The organism is Affinibrenneria salicis (genome assembly GCF_008710095.1).
Genome location: NZ_VYKJ01000001.1, coordinates 834,677 through 860,917 on the forward strand (window position 1 = coordinate 834,677; position 26,241 = coordinate 860,917).

The following is a 26,241-nucleotide window of genomic DNA, read 5'->3' on the forward strand; positions in this document are numbered from 1 at the left end:
CGGTTTGGCCAGGTGAACGACGCAGGCGCGGCAATCCCGTAATTGAGTAAACCAGCGGCTATCGCTGTTCTCGTTCATCAGCAGGCGAATTATGACCAACCATTTGCAGCAATATCATCTGGTCCAGCGTATTCAGGCGCAAATCAGCCATTGTTCCGGTCGGGTGGTTTTTCGCGACTGGCGGCCTGAGGCGGAACGGCAGTTAACCTGGGCGCAAATCGGCCGGCGCGTACAGCATATCGCCAGCGCGCTGCTGGGGCTGGGCGTGGGCGTGCAGGAACGCATCGCGCTTTTTTCTGCCAACAGTATGAACTGGTCGCTGGCCGATCTGTCCATTCTGCATCTTCGCGCGGTGACCGTGCCGATTTACGCGACCAGCGCGCCGGCGCAGGCGGCCTTCATCATCAATGACGCGGATATTCGCACCATTTTTGTCGGCGGTCAGCAGCAGTACGATGCGCTGCTGTCGCTGCGCGAACGCTGCCCGCAGCTGCGCCATATTATTGTGCTGGATGACGGCATCGATTTGCGCGGCTGCGATATCGCGCTGACGCTGAGCGACCTTATCGCCCGGGCCGATGTGGCGCTGTGGCGCAAGGAGTGGCTGTGGCGCATTGAACAGCGTCGTCTCAGCGATCTTTTTACCCTGATCTATACCTCCGGCACTACCGGCGAGCCGAAGGGCGTGATGCTGGATTACGCCAATATAGCGACCCAGCTTCGGCTGCATGAGCAGCGCCTGAAGATTGAGCCAGACGATGTCTCCCTGTGCTTCCTGCCGTTGTCCCACGTATTCGAACGCGCCTGGAGCTTTTTCGTCATGCACAGCGGCGCGCAGAATGTTTTTCTCGCCGATACCGGTCTGGTCAGGAATGCCATGCAGGCGGTACGGCCGACGCTGATGTGCGCGGTTCCTCATTTCTATGAAAAGGTCTACGCGGCGATCCACGAAAAAGTCGCGCAGTCCGACTGGCGCCGGCGTTTGCTGTTTCGCTGGGCGGTGGCGCAGGGGCGGCGAATGTTTCAGGCAAGACAGGAGCAGCGGCGGGCCGGTCTGCTGCTGCGGCTAAGTCACCGTCTGGCCGAACGGCTGGCGCTGAGCAAATTGCGTCAACTGCTCGGCGGCCGGGTGCGCTTTATGCCGGCGGCAGGCGCGCGTCTGGACGACGCTATCATCCTGTTTTTCCAGTCGATCGGCATCCGCCTTATTTATGGTTACGGCATGACCGAAACCTGCGCCACCGTTTCCTGCTGGGAAGAATCCTCTTTTCTCCCCGGCTCGATAGGCACGCCGCTGCCAGGCGTACAGGTGCGCATTGGTGAAGAAAATGAGATTCAGGTGCGCGGCGCGATCGTCATGCAGGGGTATTTCAACCGTGCGCAGGAGACGGCCTCGGCCTTTACGCCGGACGGCTGGCTGAAGACCGGCGACGCCGGCGTACTGGACGCGCGCGGCAATTTGTTTATCACCGAGCGTCTGAAAGATCTGATGAAGACCACCGGCGGGAAATATATCGCGCCGCAGCAGCTGGAAGGTGCGCTGATCCAGGATCGCTATATCGAACAGGTCGCGGTGATCGCCGACGCGCGTAAATATGTCTCGGCGCTGATCGTGCCCTGTTTTACGGCGCTGGAAGAGTATGCGCATTCGATCAATCTGAAGTATCACGATCGGCTGGATCTGCTGCGGCACAGCCACATTATTGAGCTGTTCGAGCGCCGGCTGCATGAGATGCAGAAAGAGCTGGCGCGTTTTGAACAGGTGAAAAAGTTTACTCTGTTGCCGGCGCCGTTTTCCATGGCGCAGGGCGAACTGACGCCGACGCTGAAACTGCGGCGCAGCGTGATCCATCAGCGCTATCAGAATGAAATCGATTCGATGTATAACGGCTGATGCCCCTTGCGGCTCGGTCTGCGCGCGCCGTCGGGCTAATCCGCGGTTTTCGTATTGTTAAGTGCCAATGGAATGGTATATTTTTCATTTATTCGCCTGCGGCATGGGATTTTTTACTGGGAAAAGGAGATAAAAAGCCGTTTTTTCCTTTTCTTGTACTGTTTGAGTGGTTTCTTTGGCGTTTGCCTGAGCCATATCCAGACGCTATGTTAGTCAATTATATTTAACCTAAAGACGATCGTGTGATCGCGGGGCTTTTTCCCCTCAATGCGGAAACGCGTTCCGCTCTCTGAACAAAAATGTAAGCCTGGAGGCAAACCCATGGAGATGTTGTCAGGAGCCGAGATGGTGGTCCGATCGTTGATCGATCAGGGCGTGAAACATGTATTCGGCTATCCGGGCGGGGCTGTGCTGGATATCTACGATGCCCTGCATACGGTAGGGGGCGTTGAGCATATCCTGGTGCGCCATGAACAGGCCGCGGTGCACATGGCGGATGGCTATGCCCGCTCCACCGGCGAGGTGGGCGTGGTGCTGGTGACCTCCGGCCCGGGCGCGACCAACGCCATTACCGGTATCGCCACCGCTTATATGGATTCTATTCCGCTGGTGATTTTGTCCGGCCAGGTGGCGACGTCGCTGATTGGTTCGGATGCGTTCCAGGAGTGCGACATGGTGGGGATTTCCCGCCCGGTGGTGAAACACAGCTTTTTGGTGAAGCGGGCGGAAGATGTGCCCGCTACGCTGAAAAAAGCGTTTTATCTGGCCGCCAGCGGGCGTCCCGGTCCGGTGGTGGTCGATCTGCCCAAAGACGTGATGAGCCCGGCCAATAAGCTGCCTTACCTTTATCCCGATCACGTCAGTATGCGTTCCTACAATCCGACGGTGCAGGGCCATAAAGGCCAGATCCGGCGCGCGCTGCAAACGCTTCTGGCGGCCGAGAGGCCGGTGGTTTATAGCGGTGGCGGAGTAATTAACGCCGACTGCTCCGCCGGGTTGCGCGAACTGGCGGAAAAACTGAATCTGCCGGTGGCCTGCTCGCTGATGGGGCTGGGCGGTTTCCCGGGCACCCATCGCCAGAGCCTGGGGATGCTGGGCATGCACGGTACCTACCAGGCCAACATGGCGATGCATAACGCCGATGTGATTTTTGCCGTTGGCGTGCGCTTCGACGATCGCACCACCAATAATCTGGCTAAATACTGTCCCGACGCCACGGTGCTGCACATCGATATCGATCCGGCCTCGATTTCCAAAACCGTCGATGCGGATGTGCCGATTGTCGGCGATGCTAAACATGTGTTGAGCACCATGCTGGAACTGCTGGCGCAGGGCGATCAGCAACAATCGTTCGACGCGCTGCGCGACTGGTGGCAGCGCATCGAGCTGTGGCGCGGCCGTCAGTGCCTGAAATATGACGATAGCGGCGACATTATCAAGCCGCAGGCGGTGATCGAAACCCTGTACCGGCTGACTAACGGAGAGGCGTGGGTCGCTTCGGACGTCGGTCAGCACCAGATGTTCGCCGCGTTGTATTATCCGTTCGACAAGCCGAGACGCTGGGTCAACTCCGGCGGTCTGGGCACCATGGGCTTCGGCCTGCCGGCGGCGCTGGGCATTAAACTGGCTCTGCCGCAGGAAACCGTGGTATGCGTGACCGGCGACGGCAGTATCCAGATGAATATTCAGGAGTTGTCCACCGCGCTGCAGTACGGCCTGCCGGTAGTGGTGGTTAATCTGAACAACCGCTTCCTCGGCATGGTGAAACAGTGGCAGGATATGATCTATTCCGGCCGTCACTCCAGCTCTTACATGGAATCGCTGCCTGATTTCGTCAAGCTGGCCGAAGCCTACGGCCACGTCGGCATCGCTATCGATCGGCCGGAAGAGCTGGAGCCGAAGCTGGCTCAGGCGCTGGCGGAGAAGAACCGGCTGGTGTTTGTCGATATCAGAGTGGACGGCAGTGAACACGTGTACCCGATGCAGATTCGCGGTGGCGCGATGGACGAAATGTGGCTCAGCAAAACGGAGAGGACCTGATGATGCGCCGGATTTTATCGGTATTACTGGAAAACGAATCAGGGGCGTTATCGCGTGTCATCGGTTTGTTTGCCCAGCGCGGTTATAACATTGAAAGTCTGACGGTCGCGCCGACGGACGATCCGACTCTGTCGCGCATGACCATCCAGACGGTCGGCGATTCCCGGGTGCTGGAGCAGATTGAAAAGCAACTGCATAAGCTGGTCGATGTGCTGCGCGTCAGCGAACTGGCCCAGGGCGCCTACGTTGAACGTGAAATCATGCTGGTGAAACTGCAAGCGACGGGCTATGGGCGTGAAGAGGTGAAACGCAGCGCCGATATTTTCCGCGGCCAGATCGTGGACGTCACCTCATCGCTGTACACCGTTCAGCTTGCCGGCACCAGCGATAAGCTGGACGCCTTCCTGAATACGGTGACGGTGCGCGAAGTGGCGGAAATCGTCGAAGTGGCGCGCTCCGGCATCGTCGGCGTATCGCGCGGTGAAAAGATCATGCGCTGATCCGGCGCACGGATATCTTTTATTCTTTCGGCTAAGGTATTATTTTCTGTCTCAGAGGCTCGCCAACTGGCGGGCTTCTGATTTTTGCTTATACCCGTCGTATTTCTGGCTGCAGGTGAGTTGGCTTTGTTGCCGGTCCATCAATGGGCCTCGCCCCTGGGGGCCGCCGCCAGCGGCGTTCAAATCCGCTTGCGGCGGATTTGTCGCTTTGCCCGGTTTCTTACTGCGGTAAGCCGCCGGGATTCGCTGCGTCGTCGCCTTCCGGCAGCCCGAATTATTTAGAGTGACGTAATAGGTTATTTATTTAAGCGCGAAAGCGGTTGCTCCTCAGGGTTTTCTGCGGTTAGATCCAAAGATACCCATGATTAAAATATGGTCATAGGATCGCTTTTATAATTACTATTTATCCGGCTTATCAAAGGGGCTAACGTGAAACTGGATGAAATTGCGCGTCTTGCGGGTGTTTCGCGCACGACCGCCAGTTATGTGATCAACGGTAAGGCAAAGCAGTATCGCGTCAGCGACAAAACCGTTGAGAAAGTCATGGCAGTGGTCAGGGAACACAATTATCATCCTAATGCCGTGGCCGCGGGACTGCGCGCGGGGCGCACTCGCTCGATTGGCCTGGTCATTCCGGACCTGGAAAATACCAGCTATACACGCATCGCCAATTACCTCGAACGCCAGGCGCGGCAGCGCGGCTACCAGCTGTTGATCGCCTGTTCCGAAGATCAACCGGATAATGAAATGCGCTGCATCGAGCATCTGCTGCAGCGTCAGGTCGACGCTATCATCGTGTCGACCGCGCTTCCTCCCGAACACCCTTTTTATCAGCGCTGGGCTACCGGCAGTTTCCCGATCGTCGCGTTGGATCGCGCGCTGGATCGCAAACATTTTACCAGCGTGGTGGGCGCCGATCTGGAAGATGCGGAGATGCTGGCGCAGGAACTGCGCCGCCAGCCGGCAGAATCGATCTTATACCTCGGCGCGTTGCCGGAACTGTCGGTTAGCTATCTGCGCGAGCAGGGGTTCCGCCAGGCCTGGGAAGGGGATGCGCGCGAAGTCAGCTGGCTGTACGCCAATAGTTACGAACGTAGCTCGGCCGCCGAGGTGTTCGGCGAGTACCTGCGTCACAATCCGATGCCGCAGGCGCTGTTTACCACCTCGTTTCCTCTGCTGCAGGGCGTGATGGACGTGACGCTGAAGATGAGCGGCCGCTTGCCGAGCAATCTGGCGATCGCCACTTTCGGCGATAATGAACTGCTGGATTTTCTGGAGTGCCCGGTGCTTTCCGTGGCCCAGCGTCATCGTGAAGTGGCCGAACGCGTGCTGGAACTGGTGCTGGCCAGCCTGGACGAACCGAAAAAACCGAAACCTGGACTGAACCGCATCCGGCGCAATCTCTATCGCCGCGGTTCTCTCGGCCGCAGCTGACCTGTCCCGAGCCGCCGCCGCGCTGTCTCCAGCGGCGGCGCAATCCCCCCACCGGCGGCTACGCCGCTTTCCAGACCCGACTCAGCCGTGCAGCGGAACGTGGAACAGTCGCCGGCAATATTCCAGAAAATAGCCGTAGAGCACGCCCATCGCCATAGAGATGACGGCGTTGCTGCTGACGGCGGTGACGATTTGCGCGCCGCCTGCGCCGATAACCCACAGGATAGCGGCGTAGACCGGCGACTGGAAGCTGACGTAGGCCAGCAGATCGGCCAGGTTACGCAGCCATGAGTGAGACGGACGGCGGCGCGTGACCAGCGCGAGGACCCGATCGCGGTACAGACCGTAGGGCCAGGCGATGACAATGTTGACCGGAATAGACAGCAGGCGTGAGGACAGCGATTGCTGAAAGGTCATCCCGGACAATACCATTTCGATGATCATGCCGGTGATAAAGCAGTAAATAACCAGCGCAAAGGTATCCGCTGCTGCGCTGCGCAGCCGGGAAGCGGGAGAAAACATCATTGCTGACTCCTGTTCAGAACCACTCTTGATGAGTTTGTTTAATAGTTATATATGTTGATATATCGCTTTTCTCATAGTGTACATCACTGCAATATGGCTTATTAACTAGCTATAAATTTTTATTTTTTAGCCATAAAGCAGTGATTTAGGCATTTAGTTGCAGGCAGGGCGCTCTTTTGAGTATTAAAAGTGGAGGTGGATAAAATATGTTTTACAAACAATTAGTTGTAAAATATCGGGGCGGGACTATTTATCATCCAATCAACGTCGGCCGGCGGGGAAATATTCGGCCGACGCCAAAACGCGTCCTTTTAGGATGAATCTTAGTTATTAATAAAGCCTCAATCATTTTGTTACAAATAAAAGAATGGATAAATATTCAGGCCCGCAACGTAAATTAAAGTAAAATAACCCGACTGCTGAACAATATTTCGGGTTATTTCGCGAATGTGAGAGGTTGAACGGGTATGAATGCCGGCGGCACAATACGCACGCTAAGCAAACTAACCATTTTAAAACAATAGATTACAGTCTAATAAACAAGCAGAAATATATTGCTGTTCCGTCGCCGGCGACGGTAATAAAAGCAATGAGCACGGACAATCCGCTGGTTATATCCGCACTGTTTTCTCTTCACTGGCAAATTTTTACTCAAATTTTCATGACGTTAATCTTGCGGCCTGAATGATGGATATTTCGCTGCGTTCGCGCGCATCCCAAAATAATGAAGAAATAATTCCAAAGCGCCTCCGCTCTGGCTTGACAAGGTTTTAATACCCTCCGTAAACTCTTTAGCGTGGGAATTTGTGGGATAATGTGGTGAAAAGGGTGATCGAGGGGTAGCTCAGGTATGTTTCGTGGGGCAACGCTGGTTAACCTCGACAGTAAAGGGCGGCTTGCCGTACCTACCCGTTACCGGGGAACGCTGAACGAGGAATCGCAAGGTCAAATGGTTTGCACCATTGATCTCCATCAGCCCTGCCTGCTGCTTTATGCCCTGCCCGAATGGGAAATTATTGAACAGAAGCTGTCGCGTCTGTCGAGCATGAACCCCGCGGAGCGCCGCGTCCAGCGCCTGCTGTTGGGCCATGCCAGCGAATGCCAGATGGATAACGCCGGGCGTTTGCTGATTGCCGGTACGTTAAGACAACATGCGGGTTTAACAAAAGAAGTGATGCTGGTTGGGCAGTTCAACAAGTTTGAGCTGTGGGATGAACAGACCTGGTATCAACAAGTCAGGGAAGATATTGACGCTGAACAATCTTCTCAGGAACCGCTGTCTGAGCGATTGCAGGATCTATCACTATAAATATGCCGGAAAATTATCAACACACGACCGTGCTGTTAGACGAAGCGGTCAACGGACTGAACATTCGCAGCAACGGGATTTACATTGACGCCACTTTTGGCCGGGGCGGTCATTCTCGTCTGATTCTGTCTCATCTGGGGCCGGAAGGGCGCTTGTTCGCTATCGATCGCGACCCGCAGGCGATCGAAGCGGCTAAGGCTATCGACGATCGCCGTTTTTCTATTATTCACGGCCCTTTTTCCGCGCTGGCGGATTATGTTGCCGAACGCGATCTGGTCGGCCGCATTGACGGCGTACTGATGGATCTGGGCGTGTCTTCGCCCCAGCTCGACGATCCCGAACGCGGCTTCTCTTTTATGCGCGACGGGCCGCTCGATATGCGCATGGACCCGACGCGCGGCGTATCCGCGGCGCAGTGGCTGCAGGAAGCCGAAGCGGACGATATCGCCTGGGTGCTGAAAACCTTTGGCGAAGAGCGTTTTGCGAAGCGCATCGCGCGCGCCATCGTCGAACGCAATAAGACGGAACCGCTTAACCGGACCAAACAATTGGCGGAGTTGATCGCGGCGGCCAGCCCGATCCGGGAGAAACACAAGCACCCGGCGACGCGCAGTTTCCAGGCGATTCGCATCTATATCAACAGCGAGCTGGAAGAGATCGAACAGGCGCTGGAAGGCGCGCGCAGCGTGCTGGCTCCGCAGGGGCGGCTGTCGGTGATCAGCTTTCACTCGCTGGAAGACCGCATTGTGAAACGTTTTATTCGTCATCATAGCCGCGGGCCGCAGGTGCCGGCCGGTTTGCCGGTCACGGAAGAGCAACTGCGACAGCAGGGCGGACAGACGCTGAAAAGCATCGGCAAGATGATGCCTCCCGAGGCTGAAGTAGCGCAAAATCCGCGGGCGCGCAGCTCGGTATTGCGCTTTGCGGAAAGGCTGGTCTGATGATGATCGGCAATGAGCGGCATGGTCTGGTTCGGGTTATCGTTGAGGATTTGCTCAGAAATGCCCGTCTGCCTCTGTTGCTGTTGGTCGCCGTGCTGGTATCGGCCATCTTCGTGGTGACTACCGCGCACGAAACGCGTCTGCTGACGGCGGAACGTGAGCGCTTACTACTGGAACGCGATGCGCTGGATATCGAATGGCGCAACCTGATTCTGGAAGAGAACGCGCTGGGCGACCACAGCCGGGTCGAACGTATCGCCACGGAGAAACTGTCGATGGGGCATGTCGATCCGTCACAAGAGAACATAGTGGTTAAACCATAAACCAATAGGCGTCAATCACGCATGAGTGCAGCACGTAAAGGAAAACTGAAACGCCAGGAAGAACAGGCCAGCTTTGTCAGCTGGCGTTTTGCGTTGCTGTGCGGCGGGATTTTACTGGCGATGGCGGGATTGATGGCGCGGGCGGCCTGGCTGCAGGTGATTAATCCCGATAAGCTGGTGCGCGAAGGGGATATGCGCTCCCTGCGCGTGCAGGAAGTGCCGACTGCGCGCGGCATGATTGTCGATCGCGCCAGACGTCCGCTGGCGGTCAGCGTACCGGTCAATGCGGTCTGGGCCGATCCGAAAGATCTGAACGATCACGGCGGCATTACGCTCGATACGCGCTGGAAGGCGTTGTCCGACGCGCTGGAAATTCCGCTCGATCAGCTGGCGGCCAAAATTAACGCCAACCCGAAAGGCCGCTTCGTCTACCTGGCTCGCCAGGTCAACCCGGCCATCGGCGAGTATATCCACAAACTCAAACTGCCCGGCATCTTCCTGCGCCAGGAATCGCGGCGGTACTATCCGGCGGGCCAGGTGACGTCGCATCTGATCGGTTTCACCAATATCGACAGCCAGGGGATTGAAGGGGTGGAGAAAAGCTTCGATCGCTGGCTGACCGGTCAGCCGGGCGAGCGGACGGTGCGTAAAGACCGTTTTGGTCGGGTGATTGAAGATGTTTCCTCCGTGGACAGTCAGGCGGCGCATAATCTGGTGCTGAGCATCGACGAGCGTTTACAGGCGCTGGTGTACCGCGAACTGAACAATGCGGTGGCGTTCAATAAGGCCGAATCGGGTACCGCGGTGCTGGTCGACGTCAACACCGGTGAAGTGCTGGCGATGGCTAACAGCCCCTCCTATAACCCCAATAATCTGGCCGGTACGCCGAAAGACATTATGCGCAACCGCGCGATTACCGATATTTTCGAACCCGGTTCGACGGTGAAGCCGATGGTGGTGATGACCGCTTTACAGCGCAACGTGGTCAAAGAAAATAGCGTGCTGAACACCGTGCCTTACTATATTAACGGTCACGAAATTAAAGACGTGGCCCGCTACAGCGAATTAACCCTGACCGGGGTATTACAGAAGTCGAGTAACGTTGGCGTGTCTAAGCTGGCGTTAGCGATGCCCGCCTCGGCGTTAGTAGACACTTACTCACGTTTCGGACTGGGAAAAGCGACCAATTTGGGGTTGGTCGGAGAAAGCAGTGGCTTATACCCTCAAAAACAACGGTGGTCTGACATAGAGAGGGCCACCTTTTCTTTCGGCTACGGGCTAATGGTAACGCCGTTACAGTTAGCGCGAGTCTACGCCACGATCGGTAGCTATGGCGTCTTCCGGCCGTTGTCCATTACCAAAGTGGACCCGCCCGTGCCGGGTGAACGCATCTTCCCGGAACCGATCGTGCGTTCAGTGGTGCATATGATGGAAAGCGTCGCGCTGCCGGGCGGCGGTGGGACGAAGGCGGCGATCAAGGGCTACCGAATCGCCATCAAAACCGGGACGGCCAAAAAAGTCGGCCCGAACGGTCAGTACGTTAATAAATACATTGCTTACACCGCGGGCGTCGCTCCCGCCAGCAATCCGCGTTTTGCGCTGGTGGTGGTGATTAACGACCCGCAGGCCGGCAAATACTATGGCGGTGCGGTTTCGGCACCGATCTTCGGCGCAATCATGGGCGGCGTCTTGCGCACCATGAACGTTGAACCCGATGCGTTGCCCACGGGCGATAAAAATGAATTTGTGATTAATCGAGAAGAGGGTTCAGGTGGCAGATCGTAATTTGCGCGAGTTACTGGCTCCCTGGGTGCAGCATGCCCCGGAGCGCGCACTGCGTGAAATGACATTAGACAGCCGCACCGCGGCTGCCGGGGATCTGTTTGTCGCCGTAGTCGGCTACAAAACGGATGGACGGCGCTATATTTCGCAGGCGATTGCGCAAGGGGCGGCTGCCGTATTGGCCGAGGCGGCGGGAGAGGCGGATAACGCTACCGTGCGTGAGATCGACGGCGTGCCGGTGGTTTATCTGAGCGAGCTGAATCAGCGGCTTTCCGCGCTGGCCGGGCGTTTTTACCGCCAGCCGGGCGAGAAACTACGCCTGACGGGCGTGACCGGCACCAACGGTAAGACCACGACGACGCAACTGCTGGCCCAGTGGAGTCAATTGCTGGGCGAAACCAGCGCCGTACTGGGCACCCTCGGCAACGGGCTGTTGGGGCAGACCACGCCGTCGGAAAATACCACCGCCTCCGCCATTGCGGTGCAGCAAGCGCTGGCGTCATTGGTTGAGCAGCACGCGACCTTCGCCGCGCTGGAAGTTTCCTCGCACGGTCTGGCGCAGCACCGGGTCGCCGCGCTGCCGTTCGCCGCGGCGGTGTTTACCAACCTGAGCCGCGATCACCTCGACTACCACGGCGATATGGAGCATTACGAAGCGGCTAAATGGGCGCTGTTCTCCGAGCATCAGGTCGGCCAGATAATTATCAACGCCGACGATGAAGTCGGCCGCCGCTGGCTCAGCCAACTGCCGGACGCCGTGGCGGTCACGATGGATAATAATCTGCAGCCGGGCGGTCATGGCCGCTGGCTGAAGGCGATCGGGGTCGAATACCACAATGCCGGCGCGACCATCCGTTTCTCCTCCGCGTGGGGCGAGGGCGAGATTGAAAGTCATCTGATCGGCGCGTTCAACGTCAGCAACCTGCTGCTGGCGCTGGCGACGCTGCTGGCGCTGGGTTACCCGCTGCATGAACTGGTGGCGAGCGCGCCGCGCCTGCAGCCGGTCTGCGGGCGGATGGAGGTGTTCAGCGCGCCCGGCAAACCGGTCGCCGTGGTGGATTACGCCCATACGCCGGACGCGCTGGAAAAAGCGCTGTCGGCGGCGCGGCAGCACTGCCGGGGTAAACTCTGGTGCGTGTTCGGCTGCGGGGGCGATCGCGACAAGGGCAAACGACCGCTGATGGGCGCGATTGCCGAGCAACTGGCCGACCAGGTGGTGATTACCGACGATAATCCGCGCGGCGAAGACGCCGCCGCCATTATTGACGACATCCTGAACGGGCTGCTGGATGCGGGCCGGGCGCAGGTAGTGCACGGCCGCGCCGATGCGGTGACCCATACGCTGATGCAGGCGGCGGCGCAGGATATCGTGCTGATCGCCGGTAAAGGGCATGAAGATTATCAACTGATCGGCAGCCAGCGTCTGGATTATTCGGACCGGGTCACGGCGGCGCGCTTACTGGGGGTGATCGCATGATTTCGGTTTCTCTGCGTCAACTGACCCAGGTGCTGGGCGCGCAACTGATTGGCGAAGACTGCACGATCGACGCGGTGTCGACGGATACGCGCAAGATTGGCGCCGGCAGCCTGTTCGTGGCGCTGCGAGGCGAACGTTTCGACGCGCATGACTATGCCGATGATGCCGTCGCGTCCGGCGCCGCAGCTTTAATAGTGAGTAAGCGCTTACCTGTTGACGTCCCGCAACTGCTGGTTGCCGATACCCGTCAGGCGCTGGGCCAGTTGGCCGCCTGGGTGCGTCAGCAAAGCAAGGCGTATGTGGTGGCGCTGACCGGGTCGTCGGGTAAAACCTCGGTTAAGGAAATGACCGCCGCCATCCTGCGTCAGTGCGGCAACGTGCTGGCGACCGCCGGCAATTTTAATAACGATATCGGCGTGCCGCTGACGCTGCTGCGCCTGACGACGGAACATGATTTCGCCGTCATCGAGCTGGGCGCCAACCATATCGGCGAAATCGCCTGGACCACCGATCTGACCCGGCCGCGCAGCGCGCTGGTGAATAATCTGGCCAGCGCGCATCTGGCCGGTTTCGGTTCGCTGGCCGGAGTGGCGCAGGCCAAAGGCGAAATTTTCGCCGGTCTGCCGGTCGACGGCACGGCGATCATCAACGCCGACAGCCATGACTGGCCGCGCTGGCAGAGCACCATCGGTCAGAAACGGGTCTGGCGCTTCTCGCCGCAGGCCGGGACCGACATCGATTTTTACGCCAGCGAGACGGCGGTCGACGCGCAGGGCACGCATTTTACGCTGCACTCGCCGTTCGGCCGGTTGCGGGTGGGCCTGCCGTTGCCGGGGCGACATAACATCGCCAATGCGCTGGCGGCCGCGGCGCTGGCGATGTCGGCCGGCGCAACGCTGGAAGCGGTGCGCGCCGGGCTGGCCGAACTACAGCCGGTGCCGGGGCGTCTGTTCCCGATAGCGCTGGCGCAGGGCAAACGTCTGCTGGACGATAGCTATAACGCCAACGTCGGCTCCATGACCGCAGCGGCGCAAACGCTGGCCGAGATGCCGGGTTTTCGGGTGATGGTGGTGGGCGATATGGCTGAGCTGGGCGATGAAGCACCGGCCTGTCATCGTCAGGTGGGCGAAGCGGCGCGAGCGGCAGGTATTGATAAGGTGCTGAGCGTGGGAACGCTCAGTGCGTTGATAAGCCAGGCCAGCGGATGCGGCGAACATTTTCAGGATAAGGCAGCACTCGTCGCCCGTTTAATGGCGTTACTGTCTGAACATGCGGTAATCACCGTACTTATTAAGGGTTCACGTAGTGCCGCAATGGAGCAGGTAGTACGCGCGTTACAGGAGAATGCAACATGTTAGTCTGGCTGGCCGAGCATCTGGTCAAATTTTATTCCGGCTTTAACGTCTTTTCGTATCTGACGTTTCGCGCCATTGTCAGCCTGCTGACTGCCCTGATCATTTCGCTGTGGATGGGGCCGCACCTGATTGCCTGGCTGCAAAAATTGCAAATCGGCCAGGTGGTGCGCAGCGAGGGACCGGAGTCGCACTTTAGCAAGCGCGGTACGCCGACGATGGGCGGACTGATGATTCTGACCTCCATCACGATCTCGGTGTTGATGTGGGCTTACCCGTCCAATCCCTACGTCTGGTGCGTGCTGTTTGTGCTGATCGGCTACGGCGTCGTCGGTTTTGTCGATGATTATCGCAAGGTTGTGCGTAAGGATACCCGCGGGCTGATCGCGCGCTGGAAGTATTTCTGGCAGTCGGTGATCGCGCTGGTGGTGGCGTTCGCCATGTACGCGATTGGTAAGGATACGCCCGCCACGCAGTTGGTGGTGCCGTTCTTTAAAGATGTGATGCCGCAACTGGGGCTGCTGTATATCCTGCTGTCCTACTTTGTGATTGTCGGCACCAGCAACGCGGTCAATCTGACCGACGGCCTGGACGGGCTGGCCATCATGCCGACGGTGTTTGTGGCGGCCGGTTTCGCGCTGGTGGCCTGGGCCACCGGGAATACTAATTTCGCCAGCTATTTGCATATTCCTTATCTGCGTCACGCCGGCGAGCTGGTGATTGTCTGTACCGCTATCGTCGGCGCCGGGCTGGGCTTTTTATGGTTCAACACCTATCCGGCGCAGGTGTTTATGGGCGACGTCGGCTCGCTGGCGCTGGGCGGCGCGTTGGGCACCATCGCGGTGCTGTTGCGGCAGGAATTTTTGCTGGTGATTATGGGCGGGGTGTTCGTGGTGGAAACCCTGTCGGTGATTCTGCAGGTAGGGTCCTTTAAGTTGCGCGGTCAGAGGATTTTCCGTATGGCGCCGATTCATCACCATTATGAACTTAAAGGCTGGCCGGAACCGCGCGTCATCGTGCGCTTTTGGGTAATTTCGCTGATGCTGGTGCTGATTGGCCTGGCAACGCTGAAGGTACGGTAAACCATGGTGGATTATCAGGGTAAAAAGGTTGTCATTATCGGGCTTGGCCTGACCGGGCTGTCCTGTGTTGATTTCTTTCTTGCACGGGGCGTGACGCCGCGTGTGATGGATACCCGAATCACGCCCCCAGGTCTGGATAAACTGCCGGAGAACATTGAGCGCCATCTGGGCGATCTCAACGAAGACTGGCTGCTGGATGCGGATCTGATCGTGTCCAGCCCCGGTATCGCGCTGACTACGCCGGCGCTGAGCGCCGCCCAACAGGCCGGCGTGGAAATCGTCGGGGATATTGAACTGTTCTGCCGCGAGGCGCAGGCGCCGGTGGTGGCGATCACCGGCTCGAACGGTAAGAGTACGGTCACCACGCTGGTGGGCGACATGGCGCGCGCGGCCGGCTGGGCGGTCGGGGTCGGCGGCAATATCGGCCTGCCCGCGCTGCAACTGCTGCAGCAGGAGTGCCAGCTTTACGTACTGGAGCTGTCGAGCTTCCAGTTGGAAACCACCAGCAGCCTGCAGGCGGCGGCGGCCACCATCCTCAACGTGACCGAGGATCATTCCGATCGCTATCCGCTCGGGCTGCAGCAGTATCGCGCGGCAAAATTACGGATTTATGAAAACGCCAAAGTCTGCGTGGTGAATGCCGATGACGCGCTTAGCATGCCGGTGCGCGGCGCCGATGAGCGCTGCGTCAGCTTTGGCGTCGATGTCGGCGACTATCACCTGAACCGTCAGCAGGGCGAAACCTGGCTGCGGGTGCGCGGCGAGCGCGTACTGAATACCCGCGAGATGACGCTGGTGGGGGTGCATAATTACACCAATGCGCTGGCCGCGATGGCGCTGGGCGATGCCGTCGGTATCCCGCGCCCCTCGATGCTGACCGCGCTGACTCATTTTACCGGTCTGGCGCATCGCTTCCAGCAGGTGTGGAAACGTAACGGCATCCGCTGGATCAACGACTCGAAGGCGACCAACGTCGGCAGCACCGAAGCCGCGCTGAACGGACTGCAGGTGGAAGGCACGCTGCATCTGCTGCTGGGCGGCAACGGCAAATCCGCCGATTTTTCGCCGCTGAGTCAGTATCTACAGGGCGATAATATTCGGCTGTACTGTTTCGGCCGCGACGGCGATCAACTGCTGGCTCTGCGCCCCGATCGGGCGGAACGCTTCCAGACGATGGAACAGGCCATGCGGGTCATCGCCTCGCGCGTGGCGGCCGGCGATATGGTGCTGCTGTCTCCCGCCTGCGCCAGTCTCGATCAGTTCCGCAGTTTTGAACAGCGCGGCGACGAGTTCGCCCGTCTGGCGGAGGAGCTCGGCTGATGACATTTTCCGGTGCGGGCGTGGTGGAACGGCTAAAAAGCTGGGTCATGGGGACGCGGGAGAGCGATTCGCTCAGCTACGTGCTGTACGACCGGACCCTGCTTTGGCTAACGTTCGGCCTCGCCGTTATCGGATTCGTGATGGTGACGTCGGCGTCAATGCCCGTGGGTCAGCGGTTGGCCAGCGATCCGTTTTTATTCGCTAAACGCGATGCGCTCTATCTGGGGCTGGCGTTCGCTTTATCGCTGGTTACCCTGCGCATTCCGATGGATACCTGGCAGCGCTACAGCGGCGTGCTGCTGCTGCTGGCGATGGTGATGCTGTTGGTGGTGCTGGTGGTCGGCAGCTCGGTGAACGGCGCCTCGCGCTGGATCGCTTTCGGGCCGCTGCGTATTCAGCCGGCGGAACTGTCGAAACTGGCGCTGTTTTGCTACCTCTCCAGCTATATGGTGCGCAAGGTCGACGAAGTGCGCAACAATTTCTGGGGCTTCTGTAAACCGATGGGCGTGATGGTGGTGCTGGCGGTGCTGCTGCTGGCGCAGCCGGACCTCGGCACGGTGGTGGTGCTGTTTATCACCACGCTGGCGATGCTGTTCCTGGCCGGCGCCCGGATGTGGCAATTTCTGGCGATTATCGGCTGCGGCATCTTCGCCGTGGGGCTGTTGATTGTGGCGGAGCCGTACCGTATGCGCCGCGTGACTTCGTTCTGGAATCCGTGGGACGATCCGTTCGGCAGCGGCTATCAGCTGACCCAGTCGCTGATGGCGTTTGGCCGCGGCGAACTGTGGGGACAGGGGCTGGGAAACTCGGTGCAGAAACTGGAATATTTGCCGGAGGCGCACACCGACTTTATTTTCTCTATTTTGGGCGAGGAACTTGGCTATATCGGTGTGGTTTTGGCGTTGTTAATGATATTCTTCGTCGCTTTTCGCGCCATGTCGATCGGCCGGCGGGCGCTGGAGATTAATCAGCGCTTTTCCGGCTTTCTGGCCTGTTCGATCGGTATCTGGTTTAGCTTCCAGACGCTGGTGAATGTCGGCGCGGCGGCCGGCATGCTGCCGACCAAAGGTTTGACGCTGCCGCTGATTAGTTACGGCGGTTCGAGTCTGATCATTATGTCGACGGCGATCGTGCTATTGCTGCGGATTGATTATGAAACGCGCCTGACTATGGCGCAGGCGTTTACAAGGAGTGCCCGATGAGCGGCGAAGGCAAGCGTTTGATGGTGATGGCGGGCGGAACCGGGGGCCATGTGTTCCCCGGCCTGGCGGTCGCACATCACCTGATGGCGCAGGGCTGGCAGGTACGCTGGCTCGGTACCGCCGATCGGATGGAAGCCGATTTGGTGCCTAAACACGGTATCGACATCGATTTTATTCGTATTTCCGGGCTGCGCGGCAAAGGAATAATGGCCCTGCTGGGCGCGCCGTGGCGTATTTTTCGCGCGGTGCGTCAGGCGCGGGCCATTATGCGCAGCTACCGGCCCGACGTGGTGCTCGGCATGGGCGGCTACGTTTCCGGTCCCGGCGGCCTGGCGGCCTGGCTGTGCGGTATCCCGGTGGTGCTGCATGAGCAAAACGGCATTGCCGGTCTGACCAATCGCTGGCTGTCGCGTATCGCGAAGACGGTGCTGCAGGCGTTTCCCGGCGCCTTCCCGCGCGCGGCCGTGGTCGGCAACCCGGTGCGCACCGACGTGCTGGCGCTGGATCGGCCGGAAGCGCGTTTTGCCGCGCACGACGGCCCGATTCGCGTGCTGGTGGTCGGCGGCAGTCAGGGCGCGCGCGTGCTGAACCAGACGATGCCGGGCGTCGCGGCGCAGCTGGGCGATCGGGTGACGCTGTGGCATCAGTCCGGCAAGGGCAACCAGCAGAGCGTACGCCAGGCCTATGCGCAGGCGGGCCAGCCGCAGCATAAAGTGACGGAATTTATCGATGATATGGCCGCCGCCTACGCGTGGGCGGATGTGGTGGTGTGTCGCTCCGGCGCGCTGACGGTGAGCGAAATCGCGGCGGCGGGGCTGCCGGCGCTGTTTGTGCCGTTTCAGCATAAGGACCGCCAGCAATACTGGAATGCGCTGCCGCTGGAACAGGCGGGCGCCGCCAAAATTATCGAACAGCCGCAGCTTAGCGTTGCGGCCGTCAGCCAGACGCTGGCGGCGTGGGATCGTCCTGCGCTGCTGGAAATGGCGAAAAAAGCCCGCGCGGTGGCCATCCCGGATGCGACCGAGCGCGTGGCGAGCGAAGTGAGCAAGGCGGCCCGCGGATAACTGAATTCCGGCGGGCTTACCGGGCGAGACGAGTCGCCCGATAATAGACAAGGTAACGATAAAAGAAGTGAATACTCAACAACTGGCGAAACTGCGTTCAATCGTGCCCGAGATGCGTCGCGTCCGGCACATCCATTTTGTCGGCATCGGTGGTGCCGGCATGGGCGGTATCGCCGAAGTGTTGGCCAATGAAGGTTATCAGATCAGCGGATCGGACCTGGCGCCGAACGCGGTGACGCAACAGCTGACGGAGCTGGGCGCGCAGATTTATTTCCATCATCGTCCGGAAAATGTGCTGGACGCCAGCGTGGTGGTGGTGTCTAGCGCGATCCCGGCGGATAACCCGGAGATTGTCGCGGCGCATGAGGCCCGCATTCCGGTGATCCGGCGCGCGGAAATGCTGGCGGAACTGATGCGTTTTCGCCACGGCATCGCTATCGCCGGCACGCACGGTAAAACGACGACCACGGCGATGGTGACCAGCATTTACGCCGAGGCGGGACTGGACCCGACCTTTGTCAACGGCGGGCTGGTGAAAGCGGCCGGCACGCATGCGCGGCTCGGCTCCAGTCGTTACCTGATTGCTGAAGCGGATGAGAGCGACGCGTCGTTCCTGCATCTGCAGCCGATGGTGGCGATTGTGACCAATATCGAAGCCGATCACATGGAGACCTACCATGGCGACTTTGAGAACCTGAAGCAGACGTTTATCAGCTTCCTGCACAATCTGCCGTTTTACGGCCGCGCGGTGATGTGCGTCGACGATAACGTGATTCGCGAACTGTTGCCGCGCGTGGGGCGCCACATCACCACTTATGGCTTCAGCGATGACGCCGATGTGCGGGTCGCCGATTATCGGCAGACCGGCGCCCAGGGGCATTTTACGCTGGTGCGTCAGGATAAGCCGCTGCTGCAGGTGACGCTCAACGCGCCGGGCCGTCACAACGCGCTGAATGCGGCGGCGGCCGTAGCGGTGGCGACCGAGGAAGGGATCGACGATGACGCGATTCTGCGCGCGCTGGCGGGGTTCGCCGGCACCGGGCGCCGCTTCGACTTCCTGGGCGAGTTCCCGCTGTCGCCGGTCAACGGCAAATCCGGCAGCGTGATGCTGGTGGATGACTATGGGCACCACCCGACGGAAGTGGATGCGACCATCAAAGCGGCGCGGGCCGGCTGGCCGGATAAGCGTCTGGTCATGGTGTTTCAGCCCCATCGCTACACGCGCACCCGCGACCTGTACGACGACTTCGCCAACGTGCTGTCGCAGGTCGACGTTCTGCTGGTGCTGGACGTGTATTCCGCGGGAGAAACGCCGATTCCCGGCGCGGACAGCCGCTCGCTGTGCCGCACCATCCGCGGCCGGGGTCGGATTGATCCTATTTTGGTCTCGGAAGCGGATACTTTGCCGGAATTATTGTCACAGGCGCTAAACCCGGGCGATCTGGTCCTGATGCAGGGCGCGGGCAATATTGGCCGACTGTCGCGCAGTCTGGCCGATAACCGCCTGCAGCCGCAGATAACGCAGTGAGGAACATCATGACAGAGAAAGTCGCAGTTTTACTGGGTGGAACCTCTGCCGAACGTGATGTCTCCCTGCAGTCCGGTCAGGCGGTGCTGGCGGGGCTGAGAGACGCGGGGATCGATGCGTACGCGGTCGACCCGCGTGATTTTCCGGTGACGGAGCTGAAAACGGCGGGGTTCGACAAAGTGTTTATCGCCCTGCACGGTCGCGGCGGCGAAGATGGCACGCTGCAGGGGGTGCTGGAGTTTTTACGGTTGCCCTACACCGGCAGCGGCGTAATGGCCTCGGCGCTGACCATGGACAAGCTGCGCAGCAAGATGGTGTGGCAGGCGGCGGGGCTGCCGGTGGCGCCTTATGTGCTGATTCAGCGCCGGCAGTTCGCCGACGGCGAGTGGGCGACGGCGCTGGCGCCGCAGATTGCGGCGCTTGGGCTGCCGCTGATCGTGAAGCCGAGCCGCGAAGGCTCCAGCGTCGGGATGAGCAAGGTCGATCGGGCCGACGAGCTGGCCGCTGCGCTGGATGAAGCCTTCCGTCATGACGACGATGTCCTGGTGGAAAAATGGTTGAGCGGTCCGGAGTTTACCGTCGCCATTCTCGGGGATGACGTGTTGCCGTCGATCCGCATCCAGGCGGCGGCCTCGGCCACCTTTTATGACTATGACGCGAAGTATCTGTCGGATGAGACGCAGTATTTTTGTCCGGCCGGTTTAGCGCCGCGGCAGGAAGCGCAATTGGCGCAGCTGGCGCGGGATGCATATTGCGCGTTGGATTGTCGCGGCTGGGGACGGGTGGACGTGATGCAGGACGGCGACGGCGCGTTTTACCTGCTGGAGGTGAATACCTCGCCGGGTATGACCAGCCACAGTCTGGTGCCGATGGCGGCGCGTCAGCGAGGGATGAGCTTCTCGCAACTGGCGGCGCGCATTCTGGAACTGGCCGACTGATATGTCGCAGGCGGCACTGAACACGCGCGGCCGTGGCCCGGAACGCCAGGGGACGCGGCGCAGCAATGGCGGTCAGCTGGCGGGCGTGATTTTCATGCTGATGGTGCTGGGCACCATCGTATGGGGCGGCTGGATGGTGGTGGAGTGGATGAAAGACGCCAGTCGTCTGCCGCTCTCTCGCCTGGTGATGACCGGGGAGCGGCATTACACCACCAACGACGATATCCGTCAGGCGATCCTGGCGCTGGGCGCGCCGGGTACGTTTATGACTCAGGACGTCGACGTTATCCAGCAGCAGATCGAACGTCTGCCGTGGGTTAAGCAGGCCAGCGTACGTAAGCAGTGGCCGGACGAACTGAAGATCCATCTGGTGGAGTATGTGCCGGCGGCGCGCTGGAACGATTTACAGATGGTGGACGCCGACGGCAACGCCTTTAGCGTGCCGGCGGAGCGGATTCGGAACATGAAGATGCCGCTGCTGTACGGACCCGAAGGCGGCGAAAAAGAGGTGCTGGAGGGGTATCGCACCATGAGTCAGGCGCTGGCGTCGGCCAGGCTGAACCTTAAAATGGTGGCGATGAGCGCTCGTCACTCCTGGCAGCTGGCGCTGGACAACGATATCCGGCTGGAGCTGGGCCGGGATGAGCGCACCCGGCGCCTGCAGCGTTTTCTTGAGCTTTATCCGCTGCTGCAGCGTCAGGCGCAGAACGATAGCAAACGAATCGGCTATGTCGATTTGCGTTATGACACTGGGGCGGCAGTCGGTTGGGCCCCGGCCTTTATCGATCAGGTACAGGGTGTTGGTCAGCAGGAAGACAACCGGCAAGACAGTCATCAGCAACAGAATCAGGCACAGGCTAAACAACAATGATCAAGTCGACGGACAGAAAACTGGTAGTTGGGCTGGAAATCGGTACAGCAAAAGTCGCTGCGCTGGTAGGGGAGGTTCTGCCCGATGGCATGGTCAACATTATCGGTGTTGGCAGCTGTCCCTCGCGCGGTATGGATAAAGGCGGCGTCAACGATCTGGAGTCGGTGGTCAAGTGCGTACAGCGCACCATTGATCAGGCCGAGTTGATGGCCGATTGCCAGATTTCCTCGGTCTATCTGGCGCTGTCCGGCAAACACATTAGCTGCCAGAACGAAATCGGCATGGTGCCGATTTCCGAAGAAGAAGTGACGCAGGAAGACGTGGAAAACGTGGTGCACACCGCCAAGTCGGTGCGTGTGCGCGATGAACATCGCATTTTGCACGTTATTCCGCAGGAATATGCCATCGACTATCAGGAAGGCATTAAGAATCCGGTCGGGCTGTCGGGCGTGCGTATGCAGGCTAAGGTGCATCTGATTACCTGCCACAATGATATGGCGAAGAATATCGTGAAAGCGGTCGAACGCTGCGGGCTGAAGGTCGATCAACTGATCTTCGCCGGCCTGGCCTCCAGCTATGCGGTGCTCACCGAAGACGAACGCGAGCTGGGCGTCTGCGTCGTGGATATCGGCGGCGGCACGATGGATATCGCGGTGTATACCGGCGGCGCGCTGCGCCACACCAAAGTGATCCCCTATGCGGGCAATGTGGTGACCAGCGATATCGCCTATGCTTTCGGCACGCCGCCGACCGACGCCGAAGCGATTAAGGTGCGTCATGGCTGCGCGCTGGGCTCGATCGTCAGCAAAGATGAAAGCGTGGAAGTGCCGAGCGTTGGCGGCCGGCCGCCGCGCAGTTTGCAGCGGCAGACGCTGGCCGAAGTGATTGAGCCCCGTTACACCGAATTGCTGAATCTGGTGAACGACGAAATTTTACAGTTGCAGGAGCAGTTACGTCAGCAGGGCGTGAAGCATCATCTGGCGGCCGGTATCGTGCTGACAGGCGGCGCCGCGCAGATTGACGGGTTGGCCGCCTGCGCCCAGCGCGTATTCCATACGCAAGTGCGCATTGGTCAGCCGCTAAATATTACAGGCTTAACGGATTATGCACAGGAACCCTACTACTCAACGGCGGTCGGGTTGCTGCATTACGGTAAAGAGTCTCACCTGGGTGGTGAGCATGAAGCAGAGAAACGCGCCTCAGTCGGCAGCTGGTTTAAACGTATCAATAGCTGGTTGAGAAAAGAATTTTAATGTTTATCGAAAGAGATCGTATCGCAAAACGATTATGATCCCGAAGTTACAGGCACAAAACGGAGAGAAACTATGTTTGAACCAATGGAGTTAACCAACGACGCGGTGATTAAAGTCATCGGCGTCGGTGGGGGCGGCGGCAACGCCGTCGAACACATGGTGCGTGAACGCATCGAAGGGGTGGAGTTCTTCGCGGTGAATACCGACGCGCAGGCTCTGCGTAAAACAGCGGTGGGCCAGACCATCCAGATCGGTAACGGCATTACCAAAGGTCTGGGCGCCGGCGCTAATCCGGAAGTCGGCCGTACCTCCGCCGAAGAAGACCGCGACGCGCTGCGCGCGGCGCTCGAAGGGGCGGACATGGTGTTCATCGCCGCAGGTATGGGCGGCGGCACCGGCACCGGCGCCGCGCCGGTGGTTGCCGAAGTGGCTAAGGATCTCGGCATCCTGACGGTGGCCGTGGTCACCAAGCCGTTTAATTTTGAAGGCAAGAAGCGTATGGCCTTTGCTGAGCAGGGTATCGCCGAGCTGTCCAAACACGTGGATTCGCTGATCACTATCCCGAACGACAAGCTGCTCAAGGTACTGGGTCGCGGTATCTCCCTGCTGGATGCGTTCGGCGCCGCCAACGACGTGCTGAAAGGCGCGGTGCAGGGGATTGCCGAGCTGATCACCCGTCCGGGTCTGATGAACGTCGACTTCGCCGACGTGCGCACCGTGATGTCCGAAATGGGTTACGCCATGATGGGTTCAGGCGTGGCGCGCGGTGAAGATCGTGCTGAAGAAGCGGCGGAAATGGCCATTTCCAGCCCGCTGCTGGAAGATATCGATCTGTCCGGCGCGCGTGGGGTTCTGGTCAACATTACGGCGGGCTTCGACCTGCGTCTGGACGAGTTTGAAACCGTGGGTAACACCATTCGCGCGTTTGCTTCCGATAACGCGACCGTGGTGATCGGTACCTCTCTCGATCCGGAGATGAACGATGAACTGCGCGTTACCGTGGTGGCGACCGGCATCGGCATGGACAAACGTCCTGAGATTACGCTGGTGACCAATAAGTCCTCCAGCCAGCCGGTAATGGATCATCGTTATCAGCAGCACGGGATGTCTCCTCTGCAGCAGGAAAAACCGGCGGCGAAGGTGGTTAATGACCAGGGCACTCAGTCAAATAAAGAGCCTGACTACCTGGATATCCCGGCGTTTCTGCGTAAGCAGGCGGATTAACGCTCCGTATAACGTTGGAATCTCCGCTCTTTGTGCTAAACTGTCCTGCCAGCTTTAGGGTAGAATTTTACCTGGCTGACAGGATGGGCAACATTGCGAGATAACATGATGATCAAACAACGTACATTAAAACGTATTGTTCAGGCGACGGGGGTCGGTTTACATACCGGCAAAAAAGTCACCCTGATTCTGCGCCCTGCGCCGGCAAATACCGGGGTCATCTATCGTCGCACTGACTTGAATCCACCGGTTGATTTTCCGGCTGATGCCAAATCCGTGCGTGATACCATGCTCTGTACTTGCCTGGTGAACGAGCATGACGTGCGTATTTCTACGGTGGAACACCTTAATGCCGCGCTGGCGGGATTAGGCATCGACAACATTGTCGTTGAAGTGGATGCACCGGAAATTCCAATTATGGACGGGAGCGCGAGTCCCTTCGTTTACCTGCTGATGGACGCCGGTATTGAAGAGCTGAACGCCGCCAAAAAATTCCTGCGTATCAAACAGCCGGTACGCATTGAAAACGGTGATAAGTGGGCCGAGTTGAAGCCGTTCAATGGTTTCAGCCTTGATTTCACCATCGATTTCAACCATCCGGCGATTGATGCAGGGTCGCAGCGCTATTGCCTCGACTTCTCGGCTGATGCCTTTGTGCGTCAGATCAGCCGCGCGCGCACCTTTGGCTTTATGCGTGATATCGAATATCTGCAGTCTCGTGGGTTGTGCCTGGGCGGCAGTATCGATTGCGCCATTGTGGTTGACGATTACCGCGTGCTGAATGAAGACGGGCTGCGTTTCCAGGATGAATTTGTGCGCCATAAAATGCTGGACGCCATCGGCGACCTGTTTATGTGCGGCCACAACATCATTGGCGCGTTCACTGCCTTTAAATCCGGCCATGCGCTGAATAATCAGTTGCTGCAGGCTGTGTTGGCTAAACAGGAAGCGTGGGAATACGTCACGTTTGAAGACGAGGCCGAAATGCCGCTGGCATTCAAGGCGCCGTCAACCGTACTGGCCTGATACAGTTACGCTTTTAGTCACTATCACGACTGGTTTTACTGGTACTCTCTCCGGCCAGTGAAGCCAGTCGTTCTAATATTTTCCGTAATTTCTCCGGGCTGTGACCCGCTAAATCCCTCAACGTTTGTGCGCTTTGCGTACTAAGCTGACGTCGCGGCGCCTGCTGAACCGCAGGTTGAGCGCTATTGCCGTTATTTTGCACGATTTCATGGCCTTTTGCGGCCAGCGCTGGATTAATCCTGATGTCGATCGAAGCCAATGATGGTAATATTTGTGCGCGTAATGCTGAGAGAAGCGTCGGTTGCTCATAACGCAGCCGCATCAGCCAGTTAGCGCTGGCCGCCTCCAGCACCAGCAGGCCCTGTCTGTAGTTGGCGACACGGCACCAGGGGTGAAGCTGTGCGGGTAACAGTCCGCGCACCGCCCGATTGAGTTTCAGCAGCGCCAGCGCGCGTTGTTGTATGTCGCGCAACGGGCCATTACCAGCGTCCGATGCGCTATCAAACAGGAATTCCAGTGATTGTGGGCGGCTATCACGCATATCAGGCTCCGGCGGACTAAATAAGTGATTGGTATTCTAAATCGTTGGCGACAATTTGGCAGACGTTATTTCTGGCCGCATCTCCTGTTGGGGATGGTCGCGGCGAGCCTTGGCCTGCCCGCTTGCCTGACCGATTCCCAGAATCAGACTTCCCTGTCGAGTACGGTCTCCGGTCCGGCCGGCCGCCATCCGGTGAATCTGACCGCGCTGGTGTCGCTCAAAGAGGGGCACCGGCGCGCTTTCAGCGTCGACTACTGGCATCAGCACGCGATCCGCACGGTGATCCGTCATCTGTCCTTCGCGCTGTCCACGCCGCAAACGGCGAGTGCGCCGGCGGCGGCAACGCAACTGGCGGCCGATCATCATCTGGTGCTGTTGGATACGCTCAATGCGTTGCTGACCCATGAATCCAAACCGCCGGCGATTATCCGCCGGACGGAACGTGCCGTTCCTCCCGCCTTTCTTTCCCATCATACCGGGCTTTGGCTGGCTCAGATACAGGGTATTCGCGCAGGGCCGCATACGGCCTGAGTGAATGAATGTATAGCGCGCAGCCATCGGCTGCCGTAACCGAATGTCGGGATATCCCTGTTTTATGGTGCCGTAAGCCACCTG

The 26,241-nt window shown here is 59.0% G+C and carries 23 protein-coding genes; 21 read left to right on the plus strand and 2 right to left on the minus strand.

Features of this window, described 5'->3' with window-relative positions:
• Positions 1 to 91 precede the first annotated feature (91 nt).
• The 4 genes from FJU30_RS03735 (at position 92) to cra (ending at position 5,868) form a co-directional block, all read left to right on the plus strand.
• Positions 92 to 1,894, plus strand: a complete 1,803-nt coding sequence (locus FJU30_RS03735) for an AMP-dependent synthetase/ligase (RefSeq protein WP_150433583.1) — start codon at positions 92 to 94, stop codon at positions 1,892 to 1,894.
• 321 nt (positions 1,895 to 2,215) lie between these two features.
• A complete protein-coding gene (gene ilvI, locus FJU30_RS03740) occupies positions 2,216 to 3,934 on the plus strand; it encodes an acetolactate synthase 3 large subunit (protein ID WP_150433582.1) in 1,719 nt (572 codons plus the stop codon).
• On the plus strand, positions 3,934 to 4,434 hold the full coding sequence (ilvN, locus tag FJU30_RS03745; protein ID WP_191091513.1) for an acetolactate synthase small subunit: 501 nt from the start codon (positions 3,934 to 3,936) through the stop codon (positions 4,432 to 4,434). The genes ilvI and ilvN overlap by 1 nt, the downstream gene beginning before the upstream one ends.
• A gap of 429 nt (positions 4,435 to 4,863) precedes the next feature.
• Positions 4,864 to 5,868, plus strand: coding sequence for a catabolite repressor/activator (gene cra, locus FJU30_RS03750; protein WP_150433581.1), 1,005 nt, complete (start codon positions 4,864 to 4,866; stop codon positions 5,866 to 5,868).
• A gap of 81 nt (positions 5,869 to 5,949) precedes the next feature.
• Here the strand turns inward: cra and FJU30_RS03755 are convergent, their stop codons facing one another.
• Positions 5,950 to 6,390: an L-alanine exporter AlaE gene (locus FJU30_RS03755; RefSeq protein ID WP_150433841.1), complete on the minus strand. Its 441-nt coding sequence runs from the start codon at positions 6,388 to 6,390 to the stop codon at positions 5,950 to 5,952.
• An 853-nt stretch (positions 6,391 to 7,243) separates the two neighbouring features.
• Between FJU30_RS03755 and mraZ the strand changes: the two genes are divergently transcribed.
• From mraZ to lpxC, 16 genes are all read left to right on the plus strand, one after another.
• Positions 7,244 to 7,702 (plus strand): division/cell wall cluster transcriptional repressor MraZ, encoded by a 459-nt coding sequence (gene mraZ / locus FJU30_RS03760; protein ID WP_150433580.1) that lies wholly within the window; start codon positions 7,244 to 7,246, stop codon positions 7,700 to 7,702.
• A 2-nt stretch (positions 7,703 to 7,704) separates the two neighbouring features.
• Complete coding sequence (gene rsmH, locus FJU30_RS03765; protein WP_150433579.1) at positions 7,705 to 8,643, plus strand: 16S rRNA (cytosine(1402)-N(4))-methyltransferase RsmH; 939 nt, start codon at positions 7,705 to 7,707, stop codon at positions 8,641 to 8,643.
• Positions 8,644 to 8,645: 2 nt separating this feature from the next.
• On the plus strand, positions 8,646 to 8,966 hold the full coding sequence (ftsL, locus tag FJU30_RS03770) for a cell division protein FtsL (RefSeq protein ID WP_150433840.1): 321 nt from the start codon (positions 8,646 to 8,648) through the stop codon (positions 8,964 to 8,966).
• Positions 8,967 to 8,987: 21 nt separating this feature from the next.
• Entirely contained in the window at positions 8,988 to 10,751 is a 1,764-nt protein-coding gene (locus tag FJU30_RS03775) for a peptidoglycan glycosyltransferase FtsI (RefSeq protein WP_150433578.1), read from the plus strand.
• A complete protein-coding gene (gene murE, locus FJU30_RS03780; RefSeq protein WP_150433577.1) occupies positions 10,738 to 12,225 on the plus strand; it encodes a UDP-N-acetylmuramoyl-L-alanyl-D-glutamate--2,6-diaminopimelate ligase in 1,488 nt (495 codons plus the stop codon). Before FJU30_RS03775 ends, murE begins: the two co-directional genes overlap by 14 nt.
• Entirely contained in the window at positions 12,222 to 13,583 is a 1,362-nt protein-coding gene (murF, locus tag FJU30_RS03785) for a UDP-N-acetylmuramoyl-tripeptide--D-alanyl-D-alanine ligase (RefSeq protein ID WP_150433576.1), read from the plus strand. The genes murE and murF overlap by 4 nt, the downstream gene beginning before the upstream one ends.
• Positions 13,577 to 14,659, plus strand: coding sequence for a phospho-N-acetylmuramoyl-pentapeptide-transferase (gene mraY / locus FJU30_RS03790; protein WP_150433575.1), 1,083 nt, complete (start codon positions 13,577 to 13,579; stop codon positions 14,657 to 14,659). Before murF ends, mraY begins: the two co-directional genes overlap by 7 nt.
• A gap of 3 nt (positions 14,660 to 14,662) precedes the next feature.
• Positions 14,663 to 15,979, plus strand: coding sequence for a UDP-N-acetylmuramoyl-L-alanine--D-glutamate ligase (gene murD / locus FJU30_RS03795; protein ID WP_150433574.1), 1,317 nt, complete (start codon positions 14,663 to 14,665; stop codon positions 15,977 to 15,979).
• Positions 15,979 to 17,181, plus strand: a complete 1,203-nt coding sequence (ftsW, locus tag FJU30_RS03800; protein WP_150433573.1) for a cell division protein FtsW — start codon at positions 15,979 to 15,981, stop codon at positions 17,179 to 17,181. The genes murD and ftsW overlap by 1 nt, the downstream gene beginning before the upstream one ends.
• Complete coding sequence (gene murG, locus FJU30_RS03805; protein WP_150433572.1) at positions 17,178 to 18,245, plus strand: undecaprenyldiphospho-muramoylpentapeptide beta-N-acetylglucosaminyltransferase; 1,068 nt, start codon at positions 17,178 to 17,180, stop codon at positions 18,243 to 18,245. Before ftsW ends, murG begins: the two co-directional genes overlap by 4 nt.
• A gap of 67 nt (positions 18,246 to 18,312) precedes the next feature.
• Positions 18,313 to 19,773 (plus strand): UDP-N-acetylmuramate--L-alanine ligase, encoded by a 1,461-nt coding sequence (gene murC, locus FJU30_RS03810; protein ID WP_150433571.1) that lies wholly within the window; start codon positions 18,313 to 18,315, stop codon positions 19,771 to 19,773.
• Between the two features lie 8 nt (positions 19,774 to 19,781).
• Positions 19,782 to 20,711: a D-alanine--D-alanine ligase gene (locus FJU30_RS03815; protein ID WP_150433570.1), complete on the plus strand. Its 930-nt coding sequence runs from the start codon at positions 19,782 to 19,784 to the stop codon at positions 20,709 to 20,711.
• A gap of 1 nt (position 20,712) precedes the next feature.
• Positions 20,713 to 21,582 carry a cell division protein FtsQ gene (gene ftsQ, locus FJU30_RS03820; RefSeq protein WP_150433569.1) on the plus strand — a complete coding sequence of 290 codons (870 nt, stop codon included), beginning with the start codon at positions 20,713 to 20,715 and terminating at the stop codon, positions 21,580 to 21,582.
• Complete coding sequence (gene ftsA, locus FJU30_RS03825; protein ID WP_150433568.1) at positions 21,579 to 22,835, plus strand: cell division protein FtsA; 1,257 nt, start codon at positions 21,579 to 21,581, stop codon at positions 22,833 to 22,835. Before ftsQ ends, ftsA begins: the two co-directional genes overlap by 4 nt.
• A gap of 72 nt (positions 22,836 to 22,907) precedes the next feature.
• Positions 22,908 to 24,059 (plus strand): cell division protein FtsZ, encoded by a 1,152-nt coding sequence (gene ftsZ / locus FJU30_RS03830; protein WP_150433567.1) that lies wholly within the window; start codon positions 22,908 to 22,910, stop codon positions 24,057 to 24,059.
• 108 nt (positions 24,060 to 24,167) lie between these two features.
• Positions 24,168 to 25,085 (plus strand): UDP-3-O-acyl-N-acetylglucosamine deacetylase, encoded by a 918-nt coding sequence (lpxC, locus tag FJU30_RS03835; RefSeq protein ID WP_150433839.1) that lies wholly within the window; start codon positions 24,168 to 24,170, stop codon positions 25,083 to 25,085.
• A gap of 13 nt (positions 25,086 to 25,098) precedes the next feature.
• Here lpxC and FJU30_RS03840 read toward each other — a convergent pair whose 3' ends face one another.
• Positions 25,099 to 25,626, minus strand: a complete 528-nt coding sequence (locus FJU30_RS03840; RefSeq protein ID WP_150433566.1) for a DUF721 domain-containing protein — start codon at positions 25,624 to 25,626, stop codon at positions 25,099 to 25,101.
• Between the two features lie 24 nt (positions 25,627 to 25,650).
• On the opposite strand from FJU30_RS03840, the gene secM reads away from it, so the two are divergent.
• The gene (gene secM / locus FJU30_RS03845) at positions 25,651 to 26,157 is read left to right on the plus strand and encodes a secA translation cis-regulator SecM (RefSeq protein WP_150433565.1); all 507 of its coding nucleotides are present in this window, start codon (positions 25,651 to 25,653) and stop codon (positions 26,155 to 26,157) included.
• Positions 26,158 to 26,241 lie beyond the last annotated feature (84 nt).